This is a genomic window from Nanobdella aerobiophila (assembly GCF_023169545.1).
Classification (GTDB): Archaea; Nanobdellota; Nanobdellia; order Nanobdellales; family Nanobdellaceae; genus Nanobdella; species Nanobdella aerobiophila.
In genome coordinates this window covers 229,311-254,314 of the sequence record NZ_AP019769.1, presented here as the reverse complement: position 1 = coordinate 254,314, position 25,004 = coordinate 229,311, and the positions used below count along the sequence as shown (strand labels likewise).

The following is a 25,004-nucleotide window of genomic DNA, read 5'->3' as shown; positions in this document are numbered from 1 at the left end:
ATATGTATATAAAGGATATAAAAGAAAAAATAGAAGATGAACTTAAAGATTATATAATTGATTCGAAACATTTAGATAAAAAGGATCCTCTGTATCAAGATTTTAAATTCAATAATAAAGAAATAAATGAGTACCTTAATTATATAAATTTTAAGTTGTATAAGCACCAGGCTGATGCATTAGAATTATTATACAAAAATAAAAATTTAATAATCACAACTCCAACTGCATCTGGTAAATCACATATATTCAGATTATATATAATGGACAATATAATATCACATCCAAGTAGGACATATTTACTAATATATCCATTAAGAGCTTTATTATATGATCAATACGAAAAATTTGAAGAACTGATAAAAAACTTTGAAGAATATACAGGTAAAAAATTAAATATAAAAATGAGATTTATACTAGGAGATCTTACATATAATGAAAAGGAGAAGATAATAAGAGAAAAACCAAATCTAATATTAACTACGATAGACAATCTACATCTATATTTATTAAAAAATCATGATAAATTGTTTTATTTCTTTAAAAATTTAGATTTAATAGTAGTAGATGAATTGCATTCATATAGGGGTGTATTTGGGACAAATTCTGCATATACATTTAGAAGATTAATAAGAATATTAAAATATTTTTACAAAAATAACATATTTAAGGTATTATCTTTATCTGCTACATTAAAAAATCCCACAGATTTTGCTAAGAAGATGTTTGATCTAGATTTTGAACTAATAGATCAAGATTATAGTAAAAGATACGATAGATATATAATATCAATAGACCCAAAAAGTTCTAATTCAAGACTAATATTAAGAAAAATAATAAGAATATTATTAGAAAATCAATTAAAATCGCTAGTATTTATAGAATCAAAAAAAGGAGTAGAATTATTGAAAAATGATATAAACGAAATAGATAAATATAATAAGATATACCCATATAAAGCAAGCTATTTAAAGAATAAAAGAAGAGAGATAGAATATAAATTCAAGAATAATGAATATATAATACTACTGACTACATCCGCATTAGAATTGGGCATTGATATAGGTGATATATCTACGGTAGTAAATTATGGAATACCAAAAGATGGTATATCTTCAGTTATACAAAGATTTGGTAGATCCGGCAGGTTATCTGAAGGATTAAATATTATGATATTTAAAAAAGATGCATTAGATTTTTATTATTCAAATAATATAAAAGAATTTTTTAATAGGATAGAAAAAAATAAAATAGATAATATACCATTAAATTTAGATAATGAGAAAATAATAAAGAAACATTTACTATATTCAATAAATGAATTCAATAGATTAGACAAAGATATATTATCTGATATAGAAAAAAAATATTTAGAAGATTTAGAAAAAAATGATTTAATTACAAAAATAAGAGATCCTATATTTGGAAAAGAGTATTATAAGATAAAAGAAAATATAGTATATTCTGGATTAAGAAATATATCGGACAAAATATATTATATAGTAGATGTAGATAAAGAAGAAGAAATCATAAAAAGAGTCAAAAGGAGAGATAGTTTAATAAGAATGGTAAATATGCTAAAAGGAAAAGGTAAGGTATTGGAAGAAATGGATGAATATGCTTTTTATGAATATTTATTACCAGGTATGGTATATTATTCTGGAGGTAAAAGTATAAGAATAAGAGATTATTATAGTATAGATAATATTAATTTTATTTTTTTCAGACCAGAATTACCGTATATAGAAACAGAACCAGTATTTTATGAAGATGTAAAGATAATAAATACTATAGGAAGTAAGAAAATAAAAGATTGGGATGTATATATTGGAGAAATAAAAGTAAAAAAAGAGTATATTGGTTATATAGAAAAATATAGATCTGGAAATGACTTTATGCAAAATATAAAATATTACGACAAAACAATAATTCATGAGTTCAATACAAAAGCGATTTGGATTATATTACCAGAAGATTATACAAAATCCGAAAATATTTATAATGAATATTTTAAAGAAAAATTAGAAGAATATATAAAAAATAAAAATTATAATATAGACACTGGAGAAATATATAATTTTGCTTCTACAATAAATAAAGATTTCTTTTATGAAAAATATAGAGGATTGGCTACAAAAAAAATAAAAGAGATAATAGAAGATTATTTAAATAAAAATTATAATATAAAAGACAAGATCTTAGAATTTCTAATAAAGAAAATTATAGATTATCAGGCTAGTTTTAGATCAGGAATCCATGCAATAGAGCATAATATAATAAAAATATCTCCTATAGTAACATTTGTAGATTCTCAAGAATTAGGAGGATATTCTTACCCAATACACAACCAAACGAATAAACCAACTATATTTATATATGAAGGATATGAATCTGGCGTTGGTCTATCAGAAATATTATATAATAATATTGAAAAGTTAATAGATCGATCAATAAAATCTTTATATTCTTGTAAATGCATAGATGGTTGTCCAAGATGTATATATTCCCCAAAATGTGGGAATTATAATGAATACCTGGATAAATATTCAGGGAGGTTTATATATAAAATATTTTTAAATAGTAAACAATCTATTTAGAATATGAGAGGACAAATGGGGAGAGGATCTGCATTAATCTTATCAATTATTATAATAGTAATAATACTTGTAGGATATTCATATTTTTTCTATCATAATTTTACAAGCGGGTTCTTTAATTTTATATCCATATTCGAAACTTATCCTATAAATGGGATATTATTATTAATAATAGGATTTTTAATCGGATACTTCCAAGGTAAAGCATTTTAAATTATATTTATTAACTTTTTTTAAAAATAGTATTTATGAAAGTTACTTTTCCTCAGGCTAAAGAGCTAAAAAATATATTACCAACAGTAGTAAGCTTCCTATCGGAAGGAACATTTAAAGCAAATAAAGATGGAATATTTTTATCTTCATTAGACCCGGCTAATGTAGCAGTAATATTATTAGATCTTTATAATAATATGTTTACAGAATTTGAAGTTGATGAAGAAGAAAAATTTACGATTAACCTAGAAGATTTGAAAAAAATATTAACAAGAGCAAAACTAAAAGATCAATTAACCATAAGTACCGATAAAGAAAAAAATAAATTATTAATAGAGATAAAAAGTAAAGCTAGGAAACTATTTAGTTTACCACTAATAGAATCTGAAGGAAATTTTATGGAACTACCAAGTCTAGATCTACCAATAAAGGTAGAGATGGACTCAAAGGCATTTTATGATATAATAGAATCTGCAAAAGTTATAGCAGATGAAATAAAACTAATAGCAGATCCTAACGGTCCAAAAATCTCATTCGTTGCAGAAGGAGAATTAAAAGATATGAAAATAGATCTAACGCCGCAGGATGAAAGCGTATTATCTATGGAGGTTCCATCAAAAGCATCGGCAAGATATTCTGTAGACTATTTATATAAATTATCTAAAGTTGCAATTATTTCGGATACTCTATTATTTAGATTAGATTCTGGAAAACCAATATGGATAGATTATAAGTCTACTGATAAATTTAAATTTGGTTTTGTTCTAGCTCCAAGAGAATAATCTTTTTTTTGATTATTATCCATTAAAATTGATTTTGGGGGAAAATTAAATTTTTTATATATATTATATGGGAACTTCAATATATAACCTAAATAATATGAAACATTTTTTCTAATAAATAAAAAATTTAGATTTACTATGGATTATAAAAAGAAAAATAAAAAAAGTTTTATAAATATAAAAATAATATATAGATTTATGGCAAGAGGAGAGAGAGGAATTCCAATGGCAGTAGTAGAAAAAATATTAAAAGAAAAAGGCGAACAAGCAGGAGTAACTAGAGTGTCTGATAAGGCAATAAGATTTATGAAGCAACAATTAGAAGATATAGCATTTGAAATAGCAAAAGAAGCAGTATCACTAGCAACACATGGTAAAAGAACAACTGTAAAAAGAGAAGATATACAACTAGCACAAAAGGCATTATTTAAGAAATTATAAAGGCTTTAAAATACATTTTTCTTCTTTTGTTTTATTTTATATTTTAATAATCTATTATTCTTTTTCTTCCATAATTACAATAAATTCTTACATTACAGATAATACATCTTGGATTAACTGGTTTACATATATTTCTTCCAAATAAAACAAATTTAAAATTTATATCTTTCCAATATTTTTCTGGTATTATTTTATACAATTCTTCTTCTGTCTTTTCTGGATTTTTAGTATTCACTATTCCTATCCTATTAAATATTCTATGAACATGGGTATCTACCGCAATATAATTTTTATTACATACAATAATAAAATAAACATTTGCAATCTTTCTTCCTATTCCAGGCAAGGATCTTATAAAATCTTCATCACATTGTTTATTATAATCCCACAATTCTGCAATTTCCTTTATCCATTTGGCCTTATTATTATATAGTCCAATATCTTTTATTGTATTTTTTATATCTTCTAAAGATGCTTTTTTAATACTTTCTATATCTTTATATATATTAAATAGTCTTTTAGATACTTCTAAAGTTTTTTCTTCTCTTAATCTTATAGATAATAATATTGTTATTAATACTTTAAATGAATCTTTATATTTCTCCCATATATATGGAGAAGCCAATATTTCGTTTATCTTATTATCTTTCAATGTTTTGTCTATATTATATATTATTTCCTCGATCATCGTGGATATATGAATATATTTTTACCATTTTTCAATTCTTTTAAATATTTTTCGATTTTTATATAATTTTTTTCTATATTAATTATTTCTTTTCTTATTTCTTCCAAATTTTTTCCAAATTTTAATATATATTCTACTTCTGTAGATAGCCTAAGAAATATATTATTCTTTATTTTCGTACTATATATGAAGTTTGATCTATTTATCCTTCCATTTACATACTCTTGATCTATATAGTCTTCATAATTATTTATTAAATAATCTATCGCTTCAGGTAATATATTTTCTTTTTCTTTATCAAAACTAGGTATTTCTAATGATAATACTGAATTATTATATAATGTATATACACTTAGTGATTGATGATATCCTATCCCATATTTATTTCTAAATATTTGAAACAGTTTTGAAGATGCTCCACCAGATAGTATATCTGATAATGCGGATAAATATATATAATCATTTATATTATATCTATTCACTAAAGAAAAATATATTTGTCCCTTGATATTATCCATATATAATTTTATATCTCTTGGCTTATCTATGGTTGGAGTCTTTTTATTATCACTATTACCTTCTATATTATTAAAATACTCTTTTATTTTATTTATATGGTTTTCACTAAATCTTCCTTCTACTATAATAATCATATTATCTGGATTATAATATTTTTCCTTGAAATCTTCAATATCCTCTTTATTTATATTCAATATTGTTTCTCGAGTACCCCCAACCGGATCTCCAAGATCTGAATCTCCGAATAATGCTCTATTTGATATAAAATTTAATAATGATTCTGGATCATTTTCATATCTCTCAATTTCTGATAATACTATCAATCTTTCTTTTTCAAATTCATCTATTCTATACTTTCTATTTATTATAGAATGATAGAGTATATCTAATGACTTATCAAAACCCTCTTGTATAGTTTCTACAAGATATGAAGTTGAATCAAAAAATGTAAAAGCATTTGATAAACCCCCATTTAACTCTAAACCTTCATCTACCTGATTAGCAGTATATTTATCATTTGACCTAAACATCATATGCTCTAAAAGATGTGAAATCCCTCTCTTATCTTTTTCTTCATATATTGAGCCTACTTTAAAAGTTATGCATATACCAATACTATCTGAGCTATCTATTGGTATCTTATATATAGGTATATCATTTTTTAAATATTCTACATCCATGAAATATAAATAATATAAACATTTTTAGATTATATATAATCTATGCCAGAGATACAAGTAAAAAAAGTAGTTGATTTGAAAAAAGGATCATATGTATGGTATAATAATGAAGCATGGGAAGTACTAGAAATGGAAACAGCAAAAACAGGTAAACATGGTTCTGCTAAAGCTAGAATTGTTATAAGGTCTATAATTTCTGGGAAGACAACAGAACTAGTAAAACCAACACAAGACCCGATAGAAGTTCCAATAATAAATAAAATAAGAGGACAAGTAATAGCAAAAGTTTCAGATATACAATATACAGTAATGAATTTAGATACTTATGAGACATTTGATGCAAAAATATTAGATGATGATATGAAAGGAAGAATACAAGAAGGACAAAAGGTTTTAGTTTGGGATATTGGAGAAAAAATAATAGTTCAAGGATTCAAAGAATAGATAGAAAGATAAATAATAATATAAATTTTTTAAAAAAGTAAAAAAATTTAAAATCCTCTTAACAGATATAGAAGTATATACAACTATGAGATTTTATACAAAATATACAATTTTCTAAAAGATAAAAATATAATATTTGTAACTAATAAGGGATTTTTTATATTTAATGGCCATCGCTATTAAATTATAAAAAATATATATAATATCGAGGAAAAAATACTCTATATATCTATAATAAAAAGCTAGAAATATTATATATAATTATTATGATATATACAAAATAATCATTTTATTTTCTTGCTTATATAATCTGCTAATCTTAGCGGTTCTGGATAGGCGCCTCTAATCCAATATTTTTCAGATATTGTTTTTGCATTTTCTAATGTAATTAGATTTCCGGGAGAGACAAAAATAGATCTATTAAACTTAATTATTTTATACCCCACTAACTCTTTATCTATATAAATATTATTGCTAATTAACTTTCCATATAATAAGGATTTTGCCACACCAATGGTTGGTATATTTAAGATAACACCAATATATGAAGCAAGACCCATTTTATATGGATGTATTATCCCATGTCCATTTACAAATAATAAATCTATTTTTTCTTTTATATTACCAAATGTATTTATTATTGGATTTCCTTCTCTAAAAGATAAAAAAGATGGTATATATGGAAAATCAACATTATATTGATATATATAACTATTCAATAAATTTAAATCTTTATCGAATATTGTATAAACAACATATGCTATATCTCCTTTATAGCTTAGATCCACTCCACCAATTATATTACATTTTTTTATGTCTTTCAATACTATTTTATTTGCTAGCTGTATCTGTATATTTCTATATTTCTCTAATATTCTTTCTTTTACTTTAAAATCTTTGAATAGATATTTATTTAAATCAACTTTATTACCTACTATATTTATATTCTCATTTAATAATAATTTTCTTTGTTCCTCATTATAAATTATTCCTTTTTCATTGACTAATCTCCACCAATTTGTATTCAAATTCCTATAATAATTTAATATAAACCTTACAGCATATTCTGAGCCTAAATAATATGATAATATTTTAAATGTACTAACATAACCTTTAGGGATCTGGTCTATTAGATTCTTTAGTTCAAGCAATATTTCATTCATGTATTATATTTAAAAGATTTATTTATAGTTATATTAAGATGAACGACTGGATAAAGGAATCTATTATAGGTGTTGTTTTATTATTATTAGGACTAGCTATGATATGGTACTGGTTATCAGAATTTATAATAGTCATAAAAGGGATAATAGGGCCAATATTATTTATAATAGGAATAATATTACTTTGGATTGGAATTGAAGATAAAAAATTAGAGAAGGAATTAAAGGAAGTGGAGAAGGAATTAGAAGAGGAACAAAAATCAGAAGAAAAAGAAGAAAAGAAATGACATCTATATATAAATATATTAGAAAATTTTGGAGGGATGATAATGAGCTAACTAAAAGGATATGGATAAATAGATTAGTTGAATTTAGAAGGCAACCAGAGATACATAGAATTTATAGGCCTACTAGATTAGATAAAGCAAGAAGATTAGGCTGGAAACCACTAAATGGCATTGTATTATTAAGAATAAGAGTGAAGAAAGGACTAAGGAAGAGAAAAGATATGCCAAGACATGTAAAAACTGTAAATTACTACTATTATAGACCTCTAGATATATCATTAAGGTCGATTGCTGAACAGAGAGCACAGAGAAAGTATTCAAATCTAGAAGTAATAAACTCATATTATGTAGCTGAAGATGGAAAATATAAATGGTACGAAATTATAATGGCAGATCCAAATAATCCAAATATATATAATAGAGAAGAATATTCCTGGCTATTGTATAGAAAAAACAGAAAAAGAGCTTTAAGGGGACTAACTCCATCTTTTAAGAAAGCTAGGAAATTATAACCCTGTTATATTTAAAAATATTTTTTATATAAAACTTTAATGCTAAAAATAGAAAATTTAAGTATATACTCTGAAGATAAAAAGATATTGAATAATATAAATCTTGATTTTGAAAATGGTAAAATATATTTAATATTTGGACCTAATGGATCTGGTAAAACAACATTATCTAAGGCTATATTAAATGATATAAATTATAGAAAAGAAGGAAGAATAATTCTAAATGATATAGATATAACAAATATGAAGACTGAAGAAATTGCAAAATATATATACTATTCTTTTCAAAATCCAATAGAGATTGAAAACATAAAAACAAGAACCATATTAATGAATATATTAAAAAATTATAATGAAGAAAATATTAAAAAAATAGGCCAAGAATTAGGACTGCCAGATAATTTTTTGGACAGAGGAATAAATCATAATTTATCTGGTGGAGAAAAGAAGAGGTTATCCTTATTATTATCAATATTATTAAATAGAGATGTAATTATATTTGATGAGATAGATTCAGGATCTGATATAGAGTTTATGGAAAAACTAAAATACTATATAAATAAATTAAAGAATGAAGGCAAGATAATTATAATAATATCTCATAATATGAAATTTATAAAAGATATTAATATAGATGTTGTAATGATATTATTAAATGGCGAAATAAAATATATAGGATCAAAAGAAATAATAAATAAGATAGAAGAACATGGATTCTCAATATTTTAAAGATCTGTTTAGGAAATATTATGATAAGGAATTTGATAGATATAATATAATAGAAAATATATATAATACGGAAAATATAAATATTAATCCTGGAAATAATATATATATAAATAAATTTTATATAAATAGCGAAAATTTAAATATAATAATAAACAATCAAAATAAAGCAATATTATATAATGAATTTATAGTAAATAAAAATGTAAATATAAACTTTCTATTAGATAATAATAAAGAGATATACATATATAATCTATATAATATATATTCTAATATAAATTCAAAATTTGATGAAAAGATATATAATAAAAATAAAGCTGTTATAATTTCGAGAATATATATACCACATAATTCTGAAAATTCTGATGCAAGACTAAACCAAATAGTATATGATGAGAATGGAATTTCAATATTATTACCAATACTAGACGTATTCAACAAAAAATCTAGAGGATTTCATGGTTCAAAAACATTAAAATTAAATAATAAAGAGATTGAGTACTTAAATTATTTATCATTAAGTAAAGAAGATATTAAGAATATTTTAATTAAAGAATTTTTAAAAATATAAATATTGATTTTATATATCTTAGATGGTAGATGAAGAAAATAAGGAGATAGTAGATCTAGAAGACTTACCAGGTGTAGGACCAAAAACTGCACAAAAATTGAGGGAGTCTGGTATAATGACTATAGAAGATTTAGCTATGACTTCTGCTCATGAATTAATAGAAAAAGCAGGAGTTGGAGAGGAAACTGCCAAGAAATTAGTAGAATTAGCTCAAGATATGGTTGGGAAAGGATTTAAGACAGCTTATGAATATTATGAATCAAGAAAAAATGTAGAAAGAATAACTACAAGCTCCCATGCACTAGATGATTTACTTGGTGGAGGTTTAGAAACACAATCTCTAGTAGAAGCATTCGGAGAATTTGGATCCGGAAAAACACAGCTTGGGCATCAACTAGCAGTAAATATACAATTACCAAAGGAAAAAGGAGGATTAAGTGAACCAGATAAGGTTGCACAAGCAGTCTATATAGATACAGAAGGTACATTTAGACCTGAAAGGATAATACAAATAGCAAAGGGTTCACAAATAGATCCCGATTCTGCCTTAAGAAACATATTATTTATTAGGGCATATAATTCAGATCATCAAATAAATATAGTTAAAAGATTACCATCTTTAATACACGAAGGTAGGAATATAAGATTATTAGTTATTGATTCAATTACTGCTCATTTTAGGGCAGAATATGTTGGAAGAAGTAATTTAGCCGAAAGGCAACAAAGGCTAAATCAGCATCTAAGAGATTTATTAAAATTAGCAACAGTATATAATATTGCCGTATATGTAACTAACCAAGTTATGGCAAAACCAGAAGGCTTCTTCGCCATAGATCAGCAAGCAGTTGGTGGACATGTATTAGCACATGCAATAACATATAGAATATTTATGAGAAAAGGTAAAGATAGGACCAGGATAGCAAGATTAATTGATGCCCCACATTTACCTGAGAGAGAAGCTATATTTAGAATAACTGAAGAAGGTATAAGGGATGCATAAGCTTTATAATTTCATAATGTGTATTTTTATATATGGATAGATACGAATCTATAGCACTCATAAACAAGTCTGTAGTTACTGATAAAGGAAGGAAACTGGGAGATGTCGCAGACTTACAATTTGAAGAAAGAAGTGGGGAAGTACTAAATATTATATTAAAATCTCCAACCGATAATAGTCAGAGATTGGGATTAGAAAAAACAAAGGATGGATTTTTAGTCCCTTTTATGGCCGTAAAAGCAATAGGAGACTATATCGTCGTATCTGAAGACGATATAGTATAAATTTTTATTCTGGAGGTTTTATTAAAGATATATTATCTCCCCTTAGGAATATCCAAGGCAATTTCTTATTCGTATCTAATTCTGTTACTTCTTCTAGTACCATATTTGGATGCACATCTGATGCTACTAACTTACCCTTATACTGTTTACCATTCTTCATCTCTACCAATATCTCTTTTCCCTTAGATTGTGTTATTATATCCAAAGGTCTGATTATTTCCATAAGAAAGAGTATAAAAAAAGATTTTATAAATATATGTTTTATTTTTAGATTTAAGAAAGATTATTGTTTTATTAATACTGCATTTATGATTCCATCCTGACCCGGTCTCGATACCACCACTGCTTTTCCAAGACTAGTATTAATTACTGTATTTTTTGTTATTATTTTTTCCCTATCTAAATTTTTATCATTTGGATTTTTTAATATTTCTAATATTTTAGATTTCTTAATTTCTTTTGTATCAGGATTTAATACATTTGCATATAGAGCAGATTTAAGCTTCACTTTTGTATTCCCACCCTTAGTTCTAATTATATATCTTATTTCTTTATCATCTTTAGATAATTTAGTTAGTACAGGATTTCTACCATAATTATGTTTTCTTTTTTTACTATTTGAAACTTTTAATTTTCCGTTCTCTTTTCTATTATCTTTACCCTGATATACTGACAGTCCTATTCTTTTATATACATTTACCATTCATATATCTATAAGAAAAAAACTTTAAAAAAGAAATCGATATTAATAAAAAGATAATGCGGGGGTGCCCGAGCGGCCAAAGGGGTCGGGCTTAAGACCGAATAAATAATATTAGTAAGAAACCCGATGGGTTAAGGCCCGCCAGGGGTTCAAATCCCCTCCCCCGCATTTTTAATATACATAATTAAACAGAAATCTAAAATATTGCACAACCATAAATATTATGGGCCTAGGGGGATTCGAACCCCCGACCTCCCGGTTATCAGCCGGACGCTCTAGCCTCTGAGCCATAGGCCCGAATTTTTATATATTCATTATTTCATTTTATAAAAATTTATAATGTATATAGATAATGGATTTCATAGGGCAAGTTTTAATAAAAATATATAATATAATAGGATATAGAATTTTAGATACGATTACTCAGTTACCTACCTACACTGCTGATTTTATTATATTAATAGTATTCTTATCTATAGGTTATGTAGTATCAAAAATAACAATATTTTTTACAAAAATAATATTAAATTATTTAAATATAGATAATCTGACCTTGATTTATAAAGAGATGTTCTTCGGTAGAAAATTATCTAATATAATTATAGACTTATTAAAGTATTATATAATAATATATTTTATCATTCTAGGATTATACATTAATCTTCCACAATCGTATATACTCTTTACTATATTAAATTACATTTATATATCTATTATAATAGTTTTAGTTGGAGTCGGAATCGGAGAAGTGATTTCTTCATTGTTCAAGACAAAAAATGGTGCTAAGAATCTAATAAAAGGCCTATTTATTTATATCTTTTTATCCATAGCACTATCATATATAGGTCTAAATTCCCAGATATTAATAAATACTTTATATTATTTTCTTATGTCTACATCAATATCTTTTGGTATTATAGTAGGAGTAATAATTGCATTAGAATATAAAGATGAAATACTAAAATTATTAAAATGAAGACCTGTGAACTCTGTGGAAAAAACACTGAAAGATTATATAGAGTACTCATAGAAAACTCAATATTAAAAGTATGTATTGACTGTAAAAGATATGGAAAAGAAGTAGATGAGAATAATAATCTAGTAAATAACAAGAATACAAAAGTGATGGAGATCGTTTCAGAAGTAATAGATGAAGATTATAATAAATTACTAATAAAATACAGAGAAGAAAATAATTTAAAACAAGAAGACATGGCTAGAAAATTGAATATGAAAGAAAGCTTATATAAAGCAATAGAAAATAAAAAGATAATGCCAGATATAAATACAGCTAAAAAAATAGAAAAAGAATTAAATATAAAGATAATAAAGAAAGAAGTTTTAACAGAAAATAACAGAGATAGAAAAAACCATGATTATGTTACAGTAGGAGATATAATAGATTTTGAAGAATGATATATTATTTTTTATATATATTCTTTGAATCTTTTATATTAAACGCCTTTCCATTGTTCGGAGCTCCATTTACATTATTATCTATACCTATACTAGTAAAATTAGGAATAAATAATCTTAATATATTAATAATTTCAACAATACTTGGCATAGGAGCAGCAACTGGAAAATTGATTATGTATATTATTGGTCTATTATTATCTAAACCATTGAAAAACAATAAAAATATGAACTTTATAAAAAGTATATATAGAAATAAATATTTTATAATAATAATATTCTTACTAGCCATATTGCCATTCTTACCATTAGACGATCTATTATTTTTATCATTCGGTATAGAAAAGATAAGAATAGTATTGTATTATATTATAGAGCTATTTGGAAAGATAATAAAATCATTCATAGAGCTCTTTATAGAGATAAATATATTAAAAGAAATTAGTACAATTGTAAATGTATCATTAATTAATTTATCTATATACTCTTCAATAATATTTATTATTTTAAGCATAATATTCTTTAAATTCGATTGGGAAAAATATATTAATAAATGGATATCAAAAGAGAAATCAGGATAATTGGAATTGATGATGGATATTTTAATAAAAAGATAGATAAAGAAACTATAATAATTGGAGTAATATTTAGAGGATATAAGCAAATAGATGGCGTATTATCTAATAAAATAGAAATTGACGGATTTGATGTAAATGAAAAAATAATAGATATGATAAAAAGAACAACTCACTATAATCAATTAAGAATAATTATGACAAATGGTGTCTCCTTTGGTGGCTTTAACCTAATAGATTTTAAATATCTTTATAATAATTTAAATCTGCCTATAATATCTGTAGTAAGAAAAAGACCCAATATCGAAAAATTTAAACTAGCTGCAAAAAAGATACATAATTATCAAAAGAGAATAGATATAATAAATAATTATCCTGAAATAAATTTTTATGATACTATGTACGGAAGATTATTTTTTCAATATTATGGGACTGACCTTGATACTGCAATAAATATAATAAAGTTAACCTCAAAATACTCAAGGATACCAGAACCAGTTAGAATAGCGCATATTGTAGCAATGGGGGTAACAAGAGGATATTCGAGAGGTAAACCATAAAAAGGTTTCATATATAATGAACTTATGAATATAAAATCATTTCTAAAAGATTGGAGAATATTATTATTTTTTATTATATTACTAGTTGCATTATTTTATGATATATATTCTATATTATCTAATAAAATAGAAGTAGTAGAAAGTAATGTTTTACCTAACCAAACATATATATATTCAATAAATAATTGTAATATAAATTCTGTAAGTTCATATTATTCATGTATATATAGTAATATTAATGATTCTTTGATGAATATAAAAACTAGTAAAGGAACTTTTGTTCTAGAACCATATGAATATAATTATCTAATTAACTATACAAATATTACAGAGTATACAAATATAGAATATGGAACGGATATAGCTGGTGGCTATTTATTAATATTAAATTCTACAAAACAATTAACACCACAAGAAACTTCATTAGCTGCGCAAGTTATTAGTAATAGATTGAACTCTTTCGGTGTAAAGTCAATAAATATATATCCGACATCTGAAGGATATATCATAGTAGAAATACCATATTCTGAAGGATATCTTATACCATATATAATAGAGCAAGGTACATTTTATGCAAAAGTCGGTAATTATACGGTATTTACTGGTTCTGATGTAAAACCACTATTTGGAGGATCGTATTCAGGATTATTAGGATGTTCTCCGAGTGGAAATCAGTACATATGCCAATACTATTTTACATTAATATTAAATACAAATGCTGCAGAGAATTTTGCTCAAGCTACTCAAAATTTATCAGTAATATTAGAAGATGGAGGTGCGTACCTAAATGAACCTATTACATTTTATTTAGATAATCAAAATGTATCCTCATTATTAATTGCTGCAAATCTGAAGGGACAGGTAGAGCAAGAGGTATCTATACAAGTATCAGGGGTAGGAAGCTCAGAATTGCAAGCAGAAAACAATGCCTATAACGCCGCTCAGAATTTATATATAATATTAGAAAATGGTCAATTACCGGCAAAATTCAATATAGTACAAGAATCAGAGATACCACCAATATTTGGATTTTATATTTTGGGGTCCTTAGAATATGCTGCAGTACTTATATTTATTGGTATATTAGTAATATTATATGCTATATATAGAAAGATAAAGGTACCATTATTAATTTCTTTAACTTTAGCATCAGAATTTATAATTTCATTTGCTATCGGCATAGCAATACATCAAACTTATGATATATCTGCATTTATAGGTATAATATTTGGTACTACAACTGGTATAGATGATCAACTAGTAGCTACTGAAGAAATATTAAGAGCAAAACCACAGAATAATCTAGATAAGGCAATAAATAAAGCAATGTTTATAATATTATTAGCCATAATATTAGAAATATTATCTGTATTCCCGGCATTTATAGCAGGATTGGCACTATATAAGGGTTTTGCAGTTATGGTAATTATAACGGTTGGAATAGGATATTTGTTAACTAGACCTGCTTTCATAAATATCGCAAAAAAATTATTATAATTTTTCAAAATAATTTTTCATTCTTACAGCATCTTCTTCTACATTTGGAGATTCTGATATTATAATCCCTTTGCAATTGAATTCTTTCAATAACCTTAATATATCTCTCCATGGCATATCTGATTCTTCCAAGATTTTATGAGTACCCTTGGAATCCAATGTTATTCCAGACATATGTATATGCATATTATCCAATATTTCTCTCCCTAAATTGCTTTCTAATTTTTCCAATATTTTTCTAAAAAATTCTATACTATTATCATTATATCTATATCTTAAATGAGCAAAGTCTATAGCAGGTAACACATTATCTATATCTAATGATAAATTAATTACTTCATCTATATCACCAAATTTATTTTTTAATTCCATAGTTTCTGGTCTGATTACTATATTTATATTTTCATCTATTAACTTATTTATAACTTCTCTTATAGATTCTCTAGCTTTCTTGTAAACTTCTTCAGGACTATTCTTATGATACCAGGCTGGATGGAATGCTACAGATATACCACCAGATAAATAAGTTTTCTTAGCAGATTCATATAACATTTTTTTAGAATTTTCTAATTTTGTTTTTTCTTGAGCATTAAAATTTATAAAATATGGTGCATGGCAGGTAATTATAAAGTCTTTATCTTTTATATATTCTTTGATATTATTTGCAGCTTCATCTTTCATCCTTACACCATAAGTAAATTCTAATTCTAAACCATTTAGTTTTAATTCTTCATATGTATATTTTATCCCATTATATATATCTTTTTTAGGAGAAGATAGTGGCACTCCGGCAGGTCCAAAATACAATTTTTCTACCATCGATACAAATCTAATAAATTTTATATTTATATTCTTATTCATGTCTGAAAAAATAAAAAGATCAGATATGGATATATTAATTGACTCTTTAAATTTTAGTATTAAAAATAATAGAAAAATTGGAAATCTAGATGAATTTCTTTCAATAGAAAGAAAAAAACTAAATATAACATCTGAAAGGATACTCCACTCATTAAGCAAATTTGAAAAAATTGGAATAATAAAAATATTTAAAATAATAAATAATCAATATTATATATTATCTAAAATTGATAATAGTGTAATAGACAATGAATATGAAAAAATTTTGATAAAAACAGAATTAAAAGACGAATACTTCGACCGCAGAACAAAATATATGTCTATACTATTTTTATTATATAATAATAGTGATAATTCGGTAATAGATTATCAGGAAATTGTTGAAAAAATTATTAATATTGAATATACAACGAAAAAATCAATTGATTATTACTTTAATAAATTAATTAATGATGATTTAATAAGTTATGCAGATAAAGGTAATATAAAAATTTTATTGATAAATCAATATAAATATAGAAACTTATTTGATACATTAGAAAGAGAGTATTATATAAAATCCTATATCCTTCTAAATAATACTAAAAATTCTGTATGAACAATTTCAAAATTTTCCGGTCTTAATACTTTACCTCTTACATATTCCCATTTCCTAACAAAATTCTCATATATACCTATCAATAAAAATTTTTCATTTAAATCCAATAATTTTAATACTGAAGTTATATTTGGCAAAAATGATGCTAAATATCCACCAATTTTTAATGATTCATATGCAAAATTTAATGTATTCCATGGATCTGGAGTATCTAATACTATTAAATCCACATTTTTTTCTTCAATCCCATTATTAATATCCTTTAATTTTAATTCTATATAATCCAGCAATTTTAATTTTTCAAAATTTTTCTTGGCAATTTTATAAAAATCTTTTCTAATTTCATATGAATATACTTTTCCATTAGGTTTTACAGAATTTGCCAAATATGATGTTAAAATACCTGAACCAGTTCCTCCTTCTACAATTTTCATGCCAGAATAAATTGGAACTAATGAATATAATAGACCTATATCCTTTTTATGTACGGATTGAGGACCTAATTTTAAATATCCAATTATATCATTGAAATTATCTTCAAATATTATAAATTCTTCTCCTAAATGTGATTTTACTATACTTCCAGGTTCTTTATTTAAATCTTCTTTTTTTATTATTCCAAAATGTGTATTAAAATCTTTATCTTTATTTTCTAGATAAAATTTTTTTCCAGTCTTTTTATGTAATAATATCATTATAAAGGTTTTTATATAAATTTTTTAAAGGTATTTAAAATAAAAATAAAATGGATATAGAAAGTGGATTAGAAAAAGATATAATTGACAGACTAAATATTTTAGAAAAAATAAAAGAGAAAGGATATAACCCATTTCCATACGAATTTGAAAAAACAGATGATATAAAAGATATTATTTTGAATCAAGAAAATTATATAGATAAATACGTAAAAATTACTGGTAGAATATACTCTATAAGAAAACATGGAAAAATATCTTTTTATGATATAAAAGAAGATTCTTATAAAATTCAAATAGTATTAAAGGATGATATAACGAAAAGATATGAAGATGCATTTAATTTTTTACAGAGAGGTGATATAATAGGTATATATGGAAAAGTAGGAAAAACAAAAGCAGGAGAATTATCAATATTTGGAGAAGAATGGATATTATTAACAAAAGCATTAATATCATTACCAGATCAATGGTATGGCTTATCAGATACAGAAGAGAGATATAGAAAGAGATATTTAGATTTTTTAATGAATGATAATGTAAAAGAATTATTTAAGATTAGATTTAAAGTATTAAATTATATAAGAAAATATTTTGAAGATTTAGGATATATAGAAGTTCAAACACCCATATTACAGCCTATATATGGGGGAGCAAATGCAAAACCATTCATTACAAGAGTAAATGATTTAAAAGAAGATTGGTATTTAAGAATAGCACCAGAACTATATCTAAAAAGATATTTAGTAGGTGGATTTGATAAGGTATTTGAAATAGCAACGGATTTTAGAAACGAATCTATAGATGTAACTCATAATCCTGAATTTACTATGCTAGAAGCATATGAAGCATACTCCGATAGAGATAAAATGATGGAAATTACAGAAAAATTAGTATATGGAATTGCAAAAGATGTAATTGGAAAAGATTATATTGAATATAATGATAAAAAAATATCATTAAAACCACCTTGGAAAAGGTTAACAATGAAAGAAGCTATAAAAGAATATACAAATATTGATGTTGATAAATTATCCGATAAAGAGCTAGAGGAAGAATTAAATAATTATAATATAAAATTAGAATTAAATGAGTATAATAGAGGATTAGCAATTACTGCATTATTTGAAAATCTAGTAGAAAAGAAATTAATTGAACCTACATATATTATAGAGCATCCAAAAGAATCTACACCTTTATGTAAGATAAGTAGAAAAGATCCTACATTAGTCGAAAGAGCAGAAGGATATATATTGGGTGTAGAAATAAATAATATATATTCTGAATTAAATGATCCTATATTACAAAATAAACTATTATTAGAACAATCGAAAATGAGAGAGTTAGGATTTGAGGAAGCACATTTATATGACCAGGATTTTATAGAAGCATTAATGTATGGAATGCCACCAGCGGGTGGTATGGGTTTAGGAATCGATAGGGTAATAATGTTAATAAATAATATTAATAGTATAAAAGAAGTTATACCATTCCCAATGATAAAGAAACAAATAGAAAATAATGCAGTAAAAATATTAACTAAATATACAATAGATAATCCTATTGTAAAGGGCTATGAAAAATATTAATCTATACTTTCTTCATATATTTCCTTTAATTTTTTATTCCTAACTTCTATAGAAAATCTTTCCTTATACTTTTTATATGCATTTCTAGAAAATTCTTTTAACAATGAGGGATTCTCTATTAATTCTACTGTTTTTTCATAAAATTGATTTAATAATTCTTCATTAACTTTATATATACTATAATTTTCCTTTACGGGTATTATATATCCATTTTTTCCCTCATCTATTATTTCTTTTTTTGAAAATCCATCATAAGTTATTATAGGAATTTTATAAGATAAAGCTTCTACCATTGCAAATCCAAATGTTTCAGAAAAACTTCCATAAGTAAAGATATCGGTAGAAGGAAAAATGTTACTATATAATTTATCCGCAGATACAGATTTATATATCTTTATTCCATATTTTCCATATTTCTTAACTAATATATCTGGAATTGTTAAAGAAATCAATATGGTTTCTATATCATATTTTTCTTTTAGCTTCCTATATAATTCCAATATATATAATCCTCCTTTCCCATAAAAATATCGTCCTATATGTAGTAAAGTTATTTTTTCATGTTTTATGCTTTTTATTTTATGCTCCGGCACTGCCGGATATAATATATCTATCTTTTCTCTAATTTTTTTGTTTTCTCTTATTTCCTTTGGAAATGTATTGTATGATGCATATGTCCACGGAAGTATTCTTTTACAATTATCCCTTGTTAACAAATTCCTTACTACATTCAAATATGGCCTTCTAGATGATAAATCACTCATATCATATACTAAAGAATAATATATTTCGACATCTACTACATAATTATTTCTTAATGAAAAACATCTAGCGCAATGAACAATATCAGTATTGTACTTATTAAATTTTATAATTGGTATAGATATATTCGTTTTTTGTAATATTCTCCTACCAACCTCTTTTAATTTTACATAACTAGAAAACTTTTTTGGATTTGTTATCAATAATTCCCTATTTATCTTATTTAAATATATAAATCCTTGCGGCGGATAATTTATTAGATTTTTATAATACTGTGAATCTATAAAATTCCAGGGAAATTCTATTATTACTTTCTTCATAAAATATAATTATAAATACTTATTTAAAGTATATGTTTAATGATAAAAGTTATAATAGGTACCAGAGCTGAATTAATTAAGATGATACCTTTAATAATAGAATGCAAGGATTTAGAGTATGAAGTATTATTCACGGGACAACATGATGTTGATTATATATTAGAAAAATTTGATATAAAAGATAAAATAAATTATAAATATATAATAAAACCCAGAAAAGGATTTGAATTAAATACAAGAGAAGCAATAAGATTTGGAATAAAGACATCTTTTATAATAAAAAATACTTTAAATAAAGATGATATTATAATTGTACATGGAGATACAATTGCTACTTTTTCAGGTTCTTTTGCCGGATTTCTAAAAAGAATAAAAACTGTACATATTGAAGCTGGATTAAGATCTTGGGATCCTTTTGAACCATTTCCAGAAGAAATAATAAGAAATATTGCAGATTATTTTTCTAATATACTATTTCCTGTATCGAAAGCATCTTATATAAATATTAAAAAACAATTTCCATGGAAAAAAGATATATATAATGTCGGTAATACAATTAATGATTCAGCATTATTAGCATATAACTTAGGAAAAGATATAAACATTCCTGATGAAGAATATGGCTTGATTTCAATACATAGACATGAAAATTTGAAGAGTAAATTAAGAATGGCAAAGATTATAAAAATAATAGCAGAAACATCAAAAAAGATCAAGTTGATTATGCCTCTATATGATAATACAAAAAAAGCTTTAGAGAAATATGAATTATTAAAATATCTAGAAAATAATAAAAATATAGAAATTATCAATCCTACGGACTATATAACATTTATAAGATACTTATCTAAATCAAGGATATTATTAACAGATGGAGGAAGTATACAGGAAGAGAGCATAATATTTAGAATACCTTCCATATTACTGAGGATGAAAACTGAAAGAACCGAAGGATTATATACTGGAATAAACTATTTATCTAAATTAAATATTAAAGAGACTATGAAAAAAATAAATGAATTCCTAGAAGAGAGGTATAATAAAAATTATGAAAATCCATACGGAAAACCAGGAGTATCAAAAAAGATTATAAAAATTATAAAAAAATATTATTTATGAAAATAATATCTTTGATTTCTACTGTGCTAAATGAAGAAGATTCTATAAAAGATTTCATGGAATCTATATTGAATCAAACATTATTACCTGATGAAATTATAATTGTAGACGGTGGATCTGAAGATAAAACATATGAAATACTAAAAGAATATGAAAAAAAATACGATTTTGTAAAAATAATTCAAGAAAAAGGAGCAAATGTTGCAAAAGGGAGAAATGTTGCAATAAAAAATTCTTCTGGAATAATAATTGTAACCTCCGATGCTGGATGCAAATATGATAGAGAATATGTACGAGAGATTACAAAATCATTATTAAAATATATTTTAAATCATTTAGACAAATTTAATATAAAAAAAGAAGATTTTGTAAAATATTTAAATAATAAAGGAATTAATATTGAAGAATTAAAGGATATAAAAGAAGGAGAATTTGTTCAGGGTGTAACCTATACGATGAAAGATAGTAGATTTGAAAAATTTGCCGGATATATGTTAATAAAAGATCCTGAAAAACAGAATAAAGTTCCATCAAGGATAAGCTCTAGGGCTAGTGCATATTTTAAATATGTATGGGAAAAAATTGGAGGATATCCTGAAATTTTTGTTACCGGCGAGGATACAAAATTTCACCTAGAAGTCTTAAATAGAGATTATAAGTTTGTATTCGATAAAAATGCAAAAGTATATTGGAAAGTACCCAGAAATATAAAAGAATTTTATAGAAAATTTGAGAAATATGCAATTGGGGATGTTTTACAAGGAAATATTTTAAAATATAAAAAATTATTAATATTTTTCTTAGGATTTTGGCTTTTAATATTGATTTTAGTATTTTCCGCAATATTTTTAATTAAATTATTTATTCTAGTATTATCTTTGATAATATTATATTTATTGTATTTAGGAATTAAATACTATATTAAATCTAAAGATTTTTTAGGAATAATATATATACCAATATTGGAATTAACGAAAAGGCTTGCATATCAAACAGGATTTATTAAAGGATTTATAAAATGAGAGTGTTATTTGTAGAAAAAGCAAAAATAGGGGGTGTGAACATTCATATAGAATACGTAAAGAAAGAACTGGAAAAGAGAGGAACAGAAGTAGATGTTATAACTAGAAATGAAGATCTTAAACTACCTAGTTTTATAAGTTCTTATAGAAAATTAAAGGAATTATATGAAAAATGGAGTAAAGAATATGACATTATACATGCCCATGATTGGTCGATTGCATATCCAGCTGTCAAAGCGAATATAAAAAACTTAATAGTTACCTTGCATGGATCACCAGCAAACCCCTTGGCAAAATATTTTGAAGATCATATAGTAAAAAAATTAGGAAAAAGAGTTGTAGTAATATCTCCAAAAATGTTAAAAAAGTATCCGGAAACTACATATATACCAAATGGTGTAGATTTAGATTTATTTAAAAGATATGAAAACATAGAAAGAGAAAATTATTTGGCTGGTATATTTCAAAAATATAATTCAGATAAAATTATAAAGATATTGAGAAAATTAAAGATAAACTATATTCAAAGTGGGGCCTATCCATATGAAGAATTACCGAAATTATATAATCAAATATCAATATTTATATCTTTACCACCTAAATATGCAGGTTTTAATATGGTTTGGTTGGAGGCCACGGCATGCGAAGTTCCATACATAATAGGGAGTAATTATGGAATAGGAGAAATACTACCAATATATAAAGTAAATAATTTTGAGGAATTAGAAATAATACTTAATAAAATAAAGAATGAAGAACTTCCAGAATTAAGAGGACTAAGAGAATGGATTGTTAAAAATAATTTAACATGGACAGCCCATGCAGAAAAACTAATAAAGTTATATAGTAGTATAATTTAATTCTTTAAGTAATTATATATTTCTTCAGCAACTTTTTTCCAATTACTATGTTCCTCTAAAAATTTATTTACTTTCTCATTATATATTAATTCAAAATATTTATCATCATCTAATTTTAAGATATTATAAATTTCTTTTGCCATAGATTTTATATCAAATTCCTTTACAAATTTTACTATTGGTAAATCTTTATATATGTAATAAACTGTAGGGATATTATAAGATATTATGGGAGTGCCTAAAGCTAAAGATTCAAGTATAACCAATGAAAATGCATCATAATGAGTAGGATATAGTAAAACTTTTGCTTTTGATACAATCTTATACTTTTCTTCTTCAGATATAAATCCTAAATATTCAATATTATTTTCTAAATTAAATTTTTTAATTAAATTAAAGAAATCTTTCTTTTGCTTTTCTATAGAAAACTTTCCAAATATTTTTAACTTAATATCTTTATCATATTTCTTTAATTCTTTAATTATATATGGTAATTCATATATTCCTTTATGATAGTGCATTCTAGCATAAAATACAATATAATTTTCTTTATTTTTAGTTCTATAATTTAATAATTCTTTATCAAATGCATTGCCATATTTTAATAATTTTATTTTTGGATTATTTTTTATTTTTAAATGTTCATATTGTCCTTTACTTAAAAATAGATAATATTTTACCAAAGGATCTTCTATTATCTTTTCTATTTTTGACATCTTAAGAAAATATAAATAATTTTCCATACCATAAAATGGATTATAAATTTTATATCTTAATCCATTAATTAAAAAATTAATACCATAATTTAATGATTTTATATCTTCCTGATGTTCTATTACAATTTTTTTATTCGCTAATTTTGCTATCCAGTATCCTTCAACACATAAATTATCATCACAAGGTATATTTTTACTGAGTAAATATTTTAAAAAATTTTTAGATATATTTTTTCTATGTATTCTTATTGTAGAATCATAAAATACATCAACATTTTTTGCATCTTCAACTAACATATTTAATATCTCCATATAATTATAATTTTTTCTACTATCGCATATCTTATATAAACTATATGGCAACTCTATTTCTTTTACTTTATTTATATTGTTACAAATATCCTCAAATTTTTCCAATATTTCATCTATTAACGGAAACAAAATAACATTGTCAAAATCTTTTAAATTTAATAATATATTTCTCGCATTTACATCTGAACCTCCCCCACTTTTAAATAAAACTCCAAATGATGTTAAAAATCCTATTTTCATATAAATTTAATTTTATATAATTTTTATAACCTTTTTTATTAACTTTTCTTCACTTCTAAATACATCCTTCCAATTAAATAATTTAGCTTCTTCTTTGGCAATTCTATATAATTTTTCTAAATCTCCACTTTCTAACAAATTAATAATATATTTTGCAAATAAAATATAATTATTAGTAGGTACTTTTATTACAGACTTCAAATCTTTAAAATTATACCTTATTGATGGAATACCATATGCTATCACAGG

31 protein-coding genes and 2 tRNA genes are annotated in these 25,004 nt (G+C 24.3%); 22 read left to right on the top strand and 11 right to left on the bottom strand.

What is annotated here, in order from left to right; all coding sequences use genetic code 11:
• The first annotated feature begins 2 nt into the window (after positions 1-2).
• The 4 genes from MJ2HA_RS01480 to MJ2HA_RS01465 all read left to right on the top strand — a co-directional run bounded on the left by MJ2HA_RS01480 (position 3) and on the right by MJ2HA_RS01465 (position 4,033).
• Complete coding sequence (locus tag MJ2HA_RS01480) at positions 3-2,597, top strand: DEAD/DEAH box helicase (protein WP_258393496.1); 2,595 nt, start codon at positions 3-5, stop codon at positions 2,595-2,597.
• 3 nt (positions 2,598-2,600) lie between these two features.
• Positions 2,601-2,810 carry a hypothetical protein gene (locus tag MJ2HA_RS01475; protein WP_258393495.1) on the top strand — a complete coding sequence of 70 codons (210 nt, stop codon included), beginning with the start codon at positions 2,601-2,603 and terminating at the stop codon, positions 2,808-2,810.
• Positions 2,811-2,845: 35 nt separating this feature from the next.
• Positions 2,846-3,592: a proliferating cell nuclear antigen (pcna) gene (pcn, locus tag MJ2HA_RS01470; protein ID WP_258393494.1), complete on the top strand. Its 747-nt coding sequence runs from the start codon at positions 2,846-2,848 to the stop codon at positions 3,590-3,592.
• Positions 3,593-3,790: 198 nt separating this feature from the next.
• On the top strand, positions 3,791-4,033 hold the full coding sequence (locus MJ2HA_RS01465; protein ID WP_510629990.1) for a histone family protein: 243 nt from the start codon (positions 3,791-3,793) through the stop codon (positions 4,031-4,033).
• 43 nt (positions 4,034-4,076) lie between these two features.
• Here the strand turns inward: MJ2HA_RS01465 and MJ2HA_RS01460 are convergent, their stop codons facing one another.
• Positions 4,077-4,721, bottom strand: a complete 645-nt coding sequence (locus MJ2HA_RS01460) for an endonuclease III domain-containing protein (protein WP_258393492.1) — start codon at positions 4,719-4,721, stop codon at positions 4,077-4,079.
• The gene (locus tag MJ2HA_RS01455; protein WP_258393491.1) at positions 4,718-5,920 is read right to left on the bottom strand and encodes a M16 family metallopeptidase; all 1,203 of its coding nucleotides are present in this window, start codon (positions 5,918-5,920) and stop codon (positions 4,718-4,720) included. The genes MJ2HA_RS01460 and MJ2HA_RS01455 overlap by 4 nt, the downstream gene beginning before the upstream one ends.
• 42 nt (positions 5,921-5,962) lie before the next feature.
• On the opposite strand from MJ2HA_RS01455, the gene eif5A reads away from it, so the two are divergent.
• A complete protein-coding gene (gene eif5A / locus MJ2HA_RS01450; protein WP_258393490.1) occupies positions 5,963-6,364 on the top strand; it encodes a translation initiation factor IF-5A in 402 nt (133 codons plus the stop codon).
• Between the two features lie 284 nt (positions 6,365-6,648).
• Here eif5A and MJ2HA_RS01445 read toward each other — a convergent pair whose 3' ends face one another.
• Positions 6,649-7,527 carry an endonuclease V gene (locus MJ2HA_RS01445; RefSeq protein ID WP_258393489.1) on the bottom strand — a complete coding sequence of 293 codons (879 nt, stop codon included), beginning with the start codon at positions 7,525-7,527 and terminating at the stop codon, positions 6,649-6,651.
• Between the two features lie 38 nt (positions 7,528-7,565).
• Between MJ2HA_RS01445 and MJ2HA_RS01440 the strand changes: the two genes are divergently transcribed.
• Genes MJ2HA_RS01440 through MJ2HA_RS01415 form a run of 6 tightly spaced genes read left to right on the top strand, consistent with a single transcriptional unit; the run spans position 7,566 to position 10,910 of the window.
• Positions 7,566-7,814, top strand: coding sequence for a hypothetical protein (locus MJ2HA_RS01440; protein ID WP_258393488.1), 249 nt, complete (start codon positions 7,566-7,568; stop codon positions 7,812-7,814).
• A complete protein-coding gene (locus MJ2HA_RS01435) occupies positions 7,811-8,326 on the top strand; it encodes a 50S ribosomal protein L15e (RefSeq protein WP_258393487.1) in 516 nt (171 codons plus the stop codon). Before MJ2HA_RS01440 ends, MJ2HA_RS01435 begins: the two co-directional genes overlap by 4 nt.
• Before the next feature lie 39 nt (positions 8,327-8,365).
• Entirely contained in the window at positions 8,366-9,055 is a 690-nt protein-coding gene (locus MJ2HA_RS01430; protein ID WP_258393486.1) for an ATP-binding cassette domain-containing protein, read from the top strand.
• Positions 9,036-9,626: a SufD family Fe-S cluster assembly protein gene (locus MJ2HA_RS01425; protein ID WP_258393485.1), complete on the top strand. Its 591-nt coding sequence runs from the start codon at positions 9,036-9,038 to the stop codon at positions 9,624-9,626. The genes MJ2HA_RS01430 and MJ2HA_RS01425 overlap by 20 nt, the downstream gene beginning before the upstream one ends.
• A gap of 22 nt (positions 9,627-9,648) precedes the next feature.
• Positions 9,649-10,626: a DNA repair and recombination protein RadA gene (gene radA / locus MJ2HA_RS01420; RefSeq protein ID WP_258393484.1), complete on the top strand. Its 978-nt coding sequence runs from the start codon at positions 9,649-9,651 to the stop codon at positions 10,624-10,626.
• Positions 10,627-10,658: 32 nt separating this feature from the next.
• Entirely contained in the window at positions 10,659-10,910 is a 252-nt protein-coding gene (locus MJ2HA_RS01415) for a PRC-barrel domain-containing protein (RefSeq protein WP_258393483.1), read from the top strand.
• A 4-nt stretch (positions 10,911-10,914) separates the two neighbouring features.
• On the opposite strand, the gene MJ2HA_RS01410 is transcribed toward MJ2HA_RS01415, so the two are convergent.
• Positions 10,915-11,133 carry an LSM domain-containing protein gene (locus MJ2HA_RS01410; RefSeq protein ID WP_258393482.1) on the bottom strand — a complete coding sequence of 73 codons (219 nt, stop codon included), beginning with the start codon at positions 11,131-11,133 and terminating at the stop codon, positions 10,915-10,917.
• Positions 11,134-11,193: 60 nt separating this feature from the next.
• On the bottom strand, positions 11,194-11,586 hold the full coding sequence (locus MJ2HA_RS01405) for a 30S ribosomal protein S8e (RefSeq protein ID WP_258393585.1): 393 nt from the start codon (positions 11,584-11,586) through the stop codon (positions 11,194-11,196).
• 85 nt (positions 11,587-11,671) lie between these two features.
• Between MJ2HA_RS01405 and MJ2HA_RS01400 the strand changes: the two genes are divergently transcribed.
• Positions 11,672-11,781 (top strand) — tRNA-Leu (locus MJ2HA_RS01400).
• A gap of 56 nt (positions 11,782-11,837) precedes the next feature.
• Here the strand turns inward: MJ2HA_RS01400 and MJ2HA_RS01395 are convergent.
• Positions 11,838-11,910, bottom strand: a tRNA-Ile gene (locus MJ2HA_RS01395).
• Between the two features lie 55 nt (positions 11,911-11,965).
• Here MJ2HA_RS01395 and MJ2HA_RS01390 point away from each other — a divergent pair.
• Genes MJ2HA_RS01390 through MJ2HA_RS01370 form a run of 5 tightly spaced genes read left to right on the top strand, consistent with a single transcriptional unit; the run spans position 11,966 to position 15,661 of the window.
• Entirely contained in the window at positions 11,966-12,589 is a 624-nt protein-coding gene (locus MJ2HA_RS01390; RefSeq protein ID WP_258393481.1) for a hypothetical protein, read from the top strand.
• The gene (locus MJ2HA_RS01385) at positions 12,586-13,029 is read left to right on the top strand and encodes a helix-turn-helix domain-containing protein (RefSeq protein ID WP_258393480.1); all 444 of its coding nucleotides are present in this window, start codon (positions 12,586-12,588) and stop codon (positions 13,027-13,029) included. The genes MJ2HA_RS01390 and MJ2HA_RS01385 overlap by 4 nt, the downstream gene beginning before the upstream one ends.
• Positions 13,026-13,610, top strand: a complete 585-nt coding sequence (locus MJ2HA_RS01380) for a hypothetical protein (protein WP_258393479.1) — start codon at positions 13,026-13,028, stop codon at positions 13,608-13,610. Before MJ2HA_RS01385 ends, MJ2HA_RS01380 begins: the two co-directional genes overlap by 4 nt.
• Positions 13,583-14,164, top strand: a complete 582-nt coding sequence (locus MJ2HA_RS01375) for an endonuclease dU (RefSeq protein WP_258393478.1) — start codon at positions 13,583-13,585, stop codon at positions 14,162-14,164. The genes MJ2HA_RS01380 and MJ2HA_RS01375 overlap by 28 nt, the downstream gene beginning before the upstream one ends.
• 24 nt (positions 14,165-14,188) lie before the next feature.
• A complete protein-coding gene (locus tag MJ2HA_RS01370; RefSeq protein WP_258393477.1) occupies positions 14,189-15,661 on the top strand; it encodes a preprotein translocase subunit SecD family protein in 1,473 nt (490 codons plus the stop codon).
• Here the strand turns inward: MJ2HA_RS01370 and MJ2HA_RS01365 are convergent.
• Positions 15,656-16,522: a TIM barrel protein gene (locus tag MJ2HA_RS01365; RefSeq protein ID WP_258393476.1), complete on the bottom strand. Its 867-nt coding sequence runs from the start codon at positions 16,520-16,522 to the stop codon at positions 15,656-15,658. The genes MJ2HA_RS01370 and MJ2HA_RS01365 overlap by 6 nt on opposite strands.
• On the opposite strand from MJ2HA_RS01365, the gene MJ2HA_RS01360 reads away from it, so the two are divergent.
• Positions 16,521-17,120 (top strand): hypothetical protein, encoded by a 600-nt coding sequence (locus tag MJ2HA_RS01360; protein WP_258393475.1) that lies wholly within the window; start codon positions 16,521-16,523, stop codon positions 17,118-17,120. The genes MJ2HA_RS01365 and MJ2HA_RS01360 overlap by 2 nt on opposite strands.
• Here the strand turns inward: MJ2HA_RS01360 and MJ2HA_RS01355 are convergent.
• Entirely contained in the window at positions 17,084-17,815 is a 732-nt protein-coding gene (locus tag MJ2HA_RS01355) for a tRNA (adenine-N1)-methyltransferase (RefSeq protein WP_258393474.1), read from the bottom strand. The two genes, MJ2HA_RS01360 and MJ2HA_RS01355, sit on opposite strands and share 37 nt — an antisense overlap.
• 50 nt (positions 17,816-17,865) lie before the next feature.
• On the opposite strand from MJ2HA_RS01355, the gene lysS reads away from it, so the two are divergent.
• Complete coding sequence (gene lysS, locus MJ2HA_RS01350; RefSeq protein WP_258393473.1) at positions 17,866-19,404, top strand: lysine--tRNA ligase; 1,539 nt, start codon at positions 17,866-17,868, stop codon at positions 19,402-19,404.
• On the opposite strand, the gene MJ2HA_RS01345 is transcribed toward lysS, so the two are convergent.
• On the bottom strand, positions 19,401-20,486 hold the full coding sequence (locus tag MJ2HA_RS01345; protein WP_258393472.1) for a glycosyltransferase family 4 protein: 1,086 nt from the start codon (positions 20,484-20,486) through the stop codon (positions 19,401-19,403). The two genes, lysS and MJ2HA_RS01345, sit on opposite strands and share 4 nt — an antisense overlap.
• Positions 20,487-20,525: 39 nt before the next feature.
• Here MJ2HA_RS01345 and wecB point away from each other — a divergent pair, with 39 nt between their 5' ends.
• The 3 genes from wecB to MJ2HA_RS01330 are packed head-to-tail and all read left to right on the top strand — an operon-like array spanning position 20,526 to position 23,487.
• Positions 20,526-21,605: a non-hydrolyzing UDP-N-acetylglucosamine 2-epimerase gene (wecB, locus tag MJ2HA_RS01340; RefSeq protein WP_258393471.1), complete on the top strand. Its 1,080-nt coding sequence runs from the start codon at positions 20,526-20,528 to the stop codon at positions 21,603-21,605.
• The gene (locus MJ2HA_RS01335; protein WP_258393470.1) at positions 21,602-22,627 is read left to right on the top strand and encodes a glycosyltransferase; all 1,026 of its coding nucleotides are present in this window, start codon (positions 21,602-21,604) and stop codon (positions 22,625-22,627) included. The genes wecB and MJ2HA_RS01335 overlap by 4 nt, the downstream gene beginning before the upstream one ends.
• On the top strand, positions 22,624-23,487 hold the full coding sequence (locus MJ2HA_RS01330) for a glycosyltransferase family 4 protein (protein ID WP_258393469.1): 864 nt from the start codon (positions 22,624-22,626) through the stop codon (positions 23,485-23,487). Before MJ2HA_RS01335 ends, MJ2HA_RS01330 begins: the two co-directional genes overlap by 4 nt.
• On the opposite strand, the gene MJ2HA_RS01325 is transcribed toward MJ2HA_RS01330, so the two are convergent.
• Together MJ2HA_RS01325 and MJ2HA_RS01320 are read right to left on the bottom strand one after the other, a co-directional pair.
• Positions 23,484-24,755 carry a glycosyltransferase gene (locus tag MJ2HA_RS01325; protein WP_258393468.1) on the bottom strand — a complete coding sequence of 424 codons (1,272 nt, stop codon included), beginning with the start codon at positions 24,753-24,755 and terminating at the stop codon, positions 23,484-23,486. The two genes, MJ2HA_RS01330 and MJ2HA_RS01325, sit on opposite strands and share 4 nt — an antisense overlap.
• Positions 24,756-24,767: 12 nt before the next feature.
• A complete protein-coding gene (locus tag MJ2HA_RS01320) occupies positions 24,768-25,001 on the bottom strand; it encodes a hypothetical protein (protein WP_258393467.1) in 234 nt (77 codons plus the stop codon).
• Positions 25,002-25,004 lie beyond the last annotated feature (3 nt).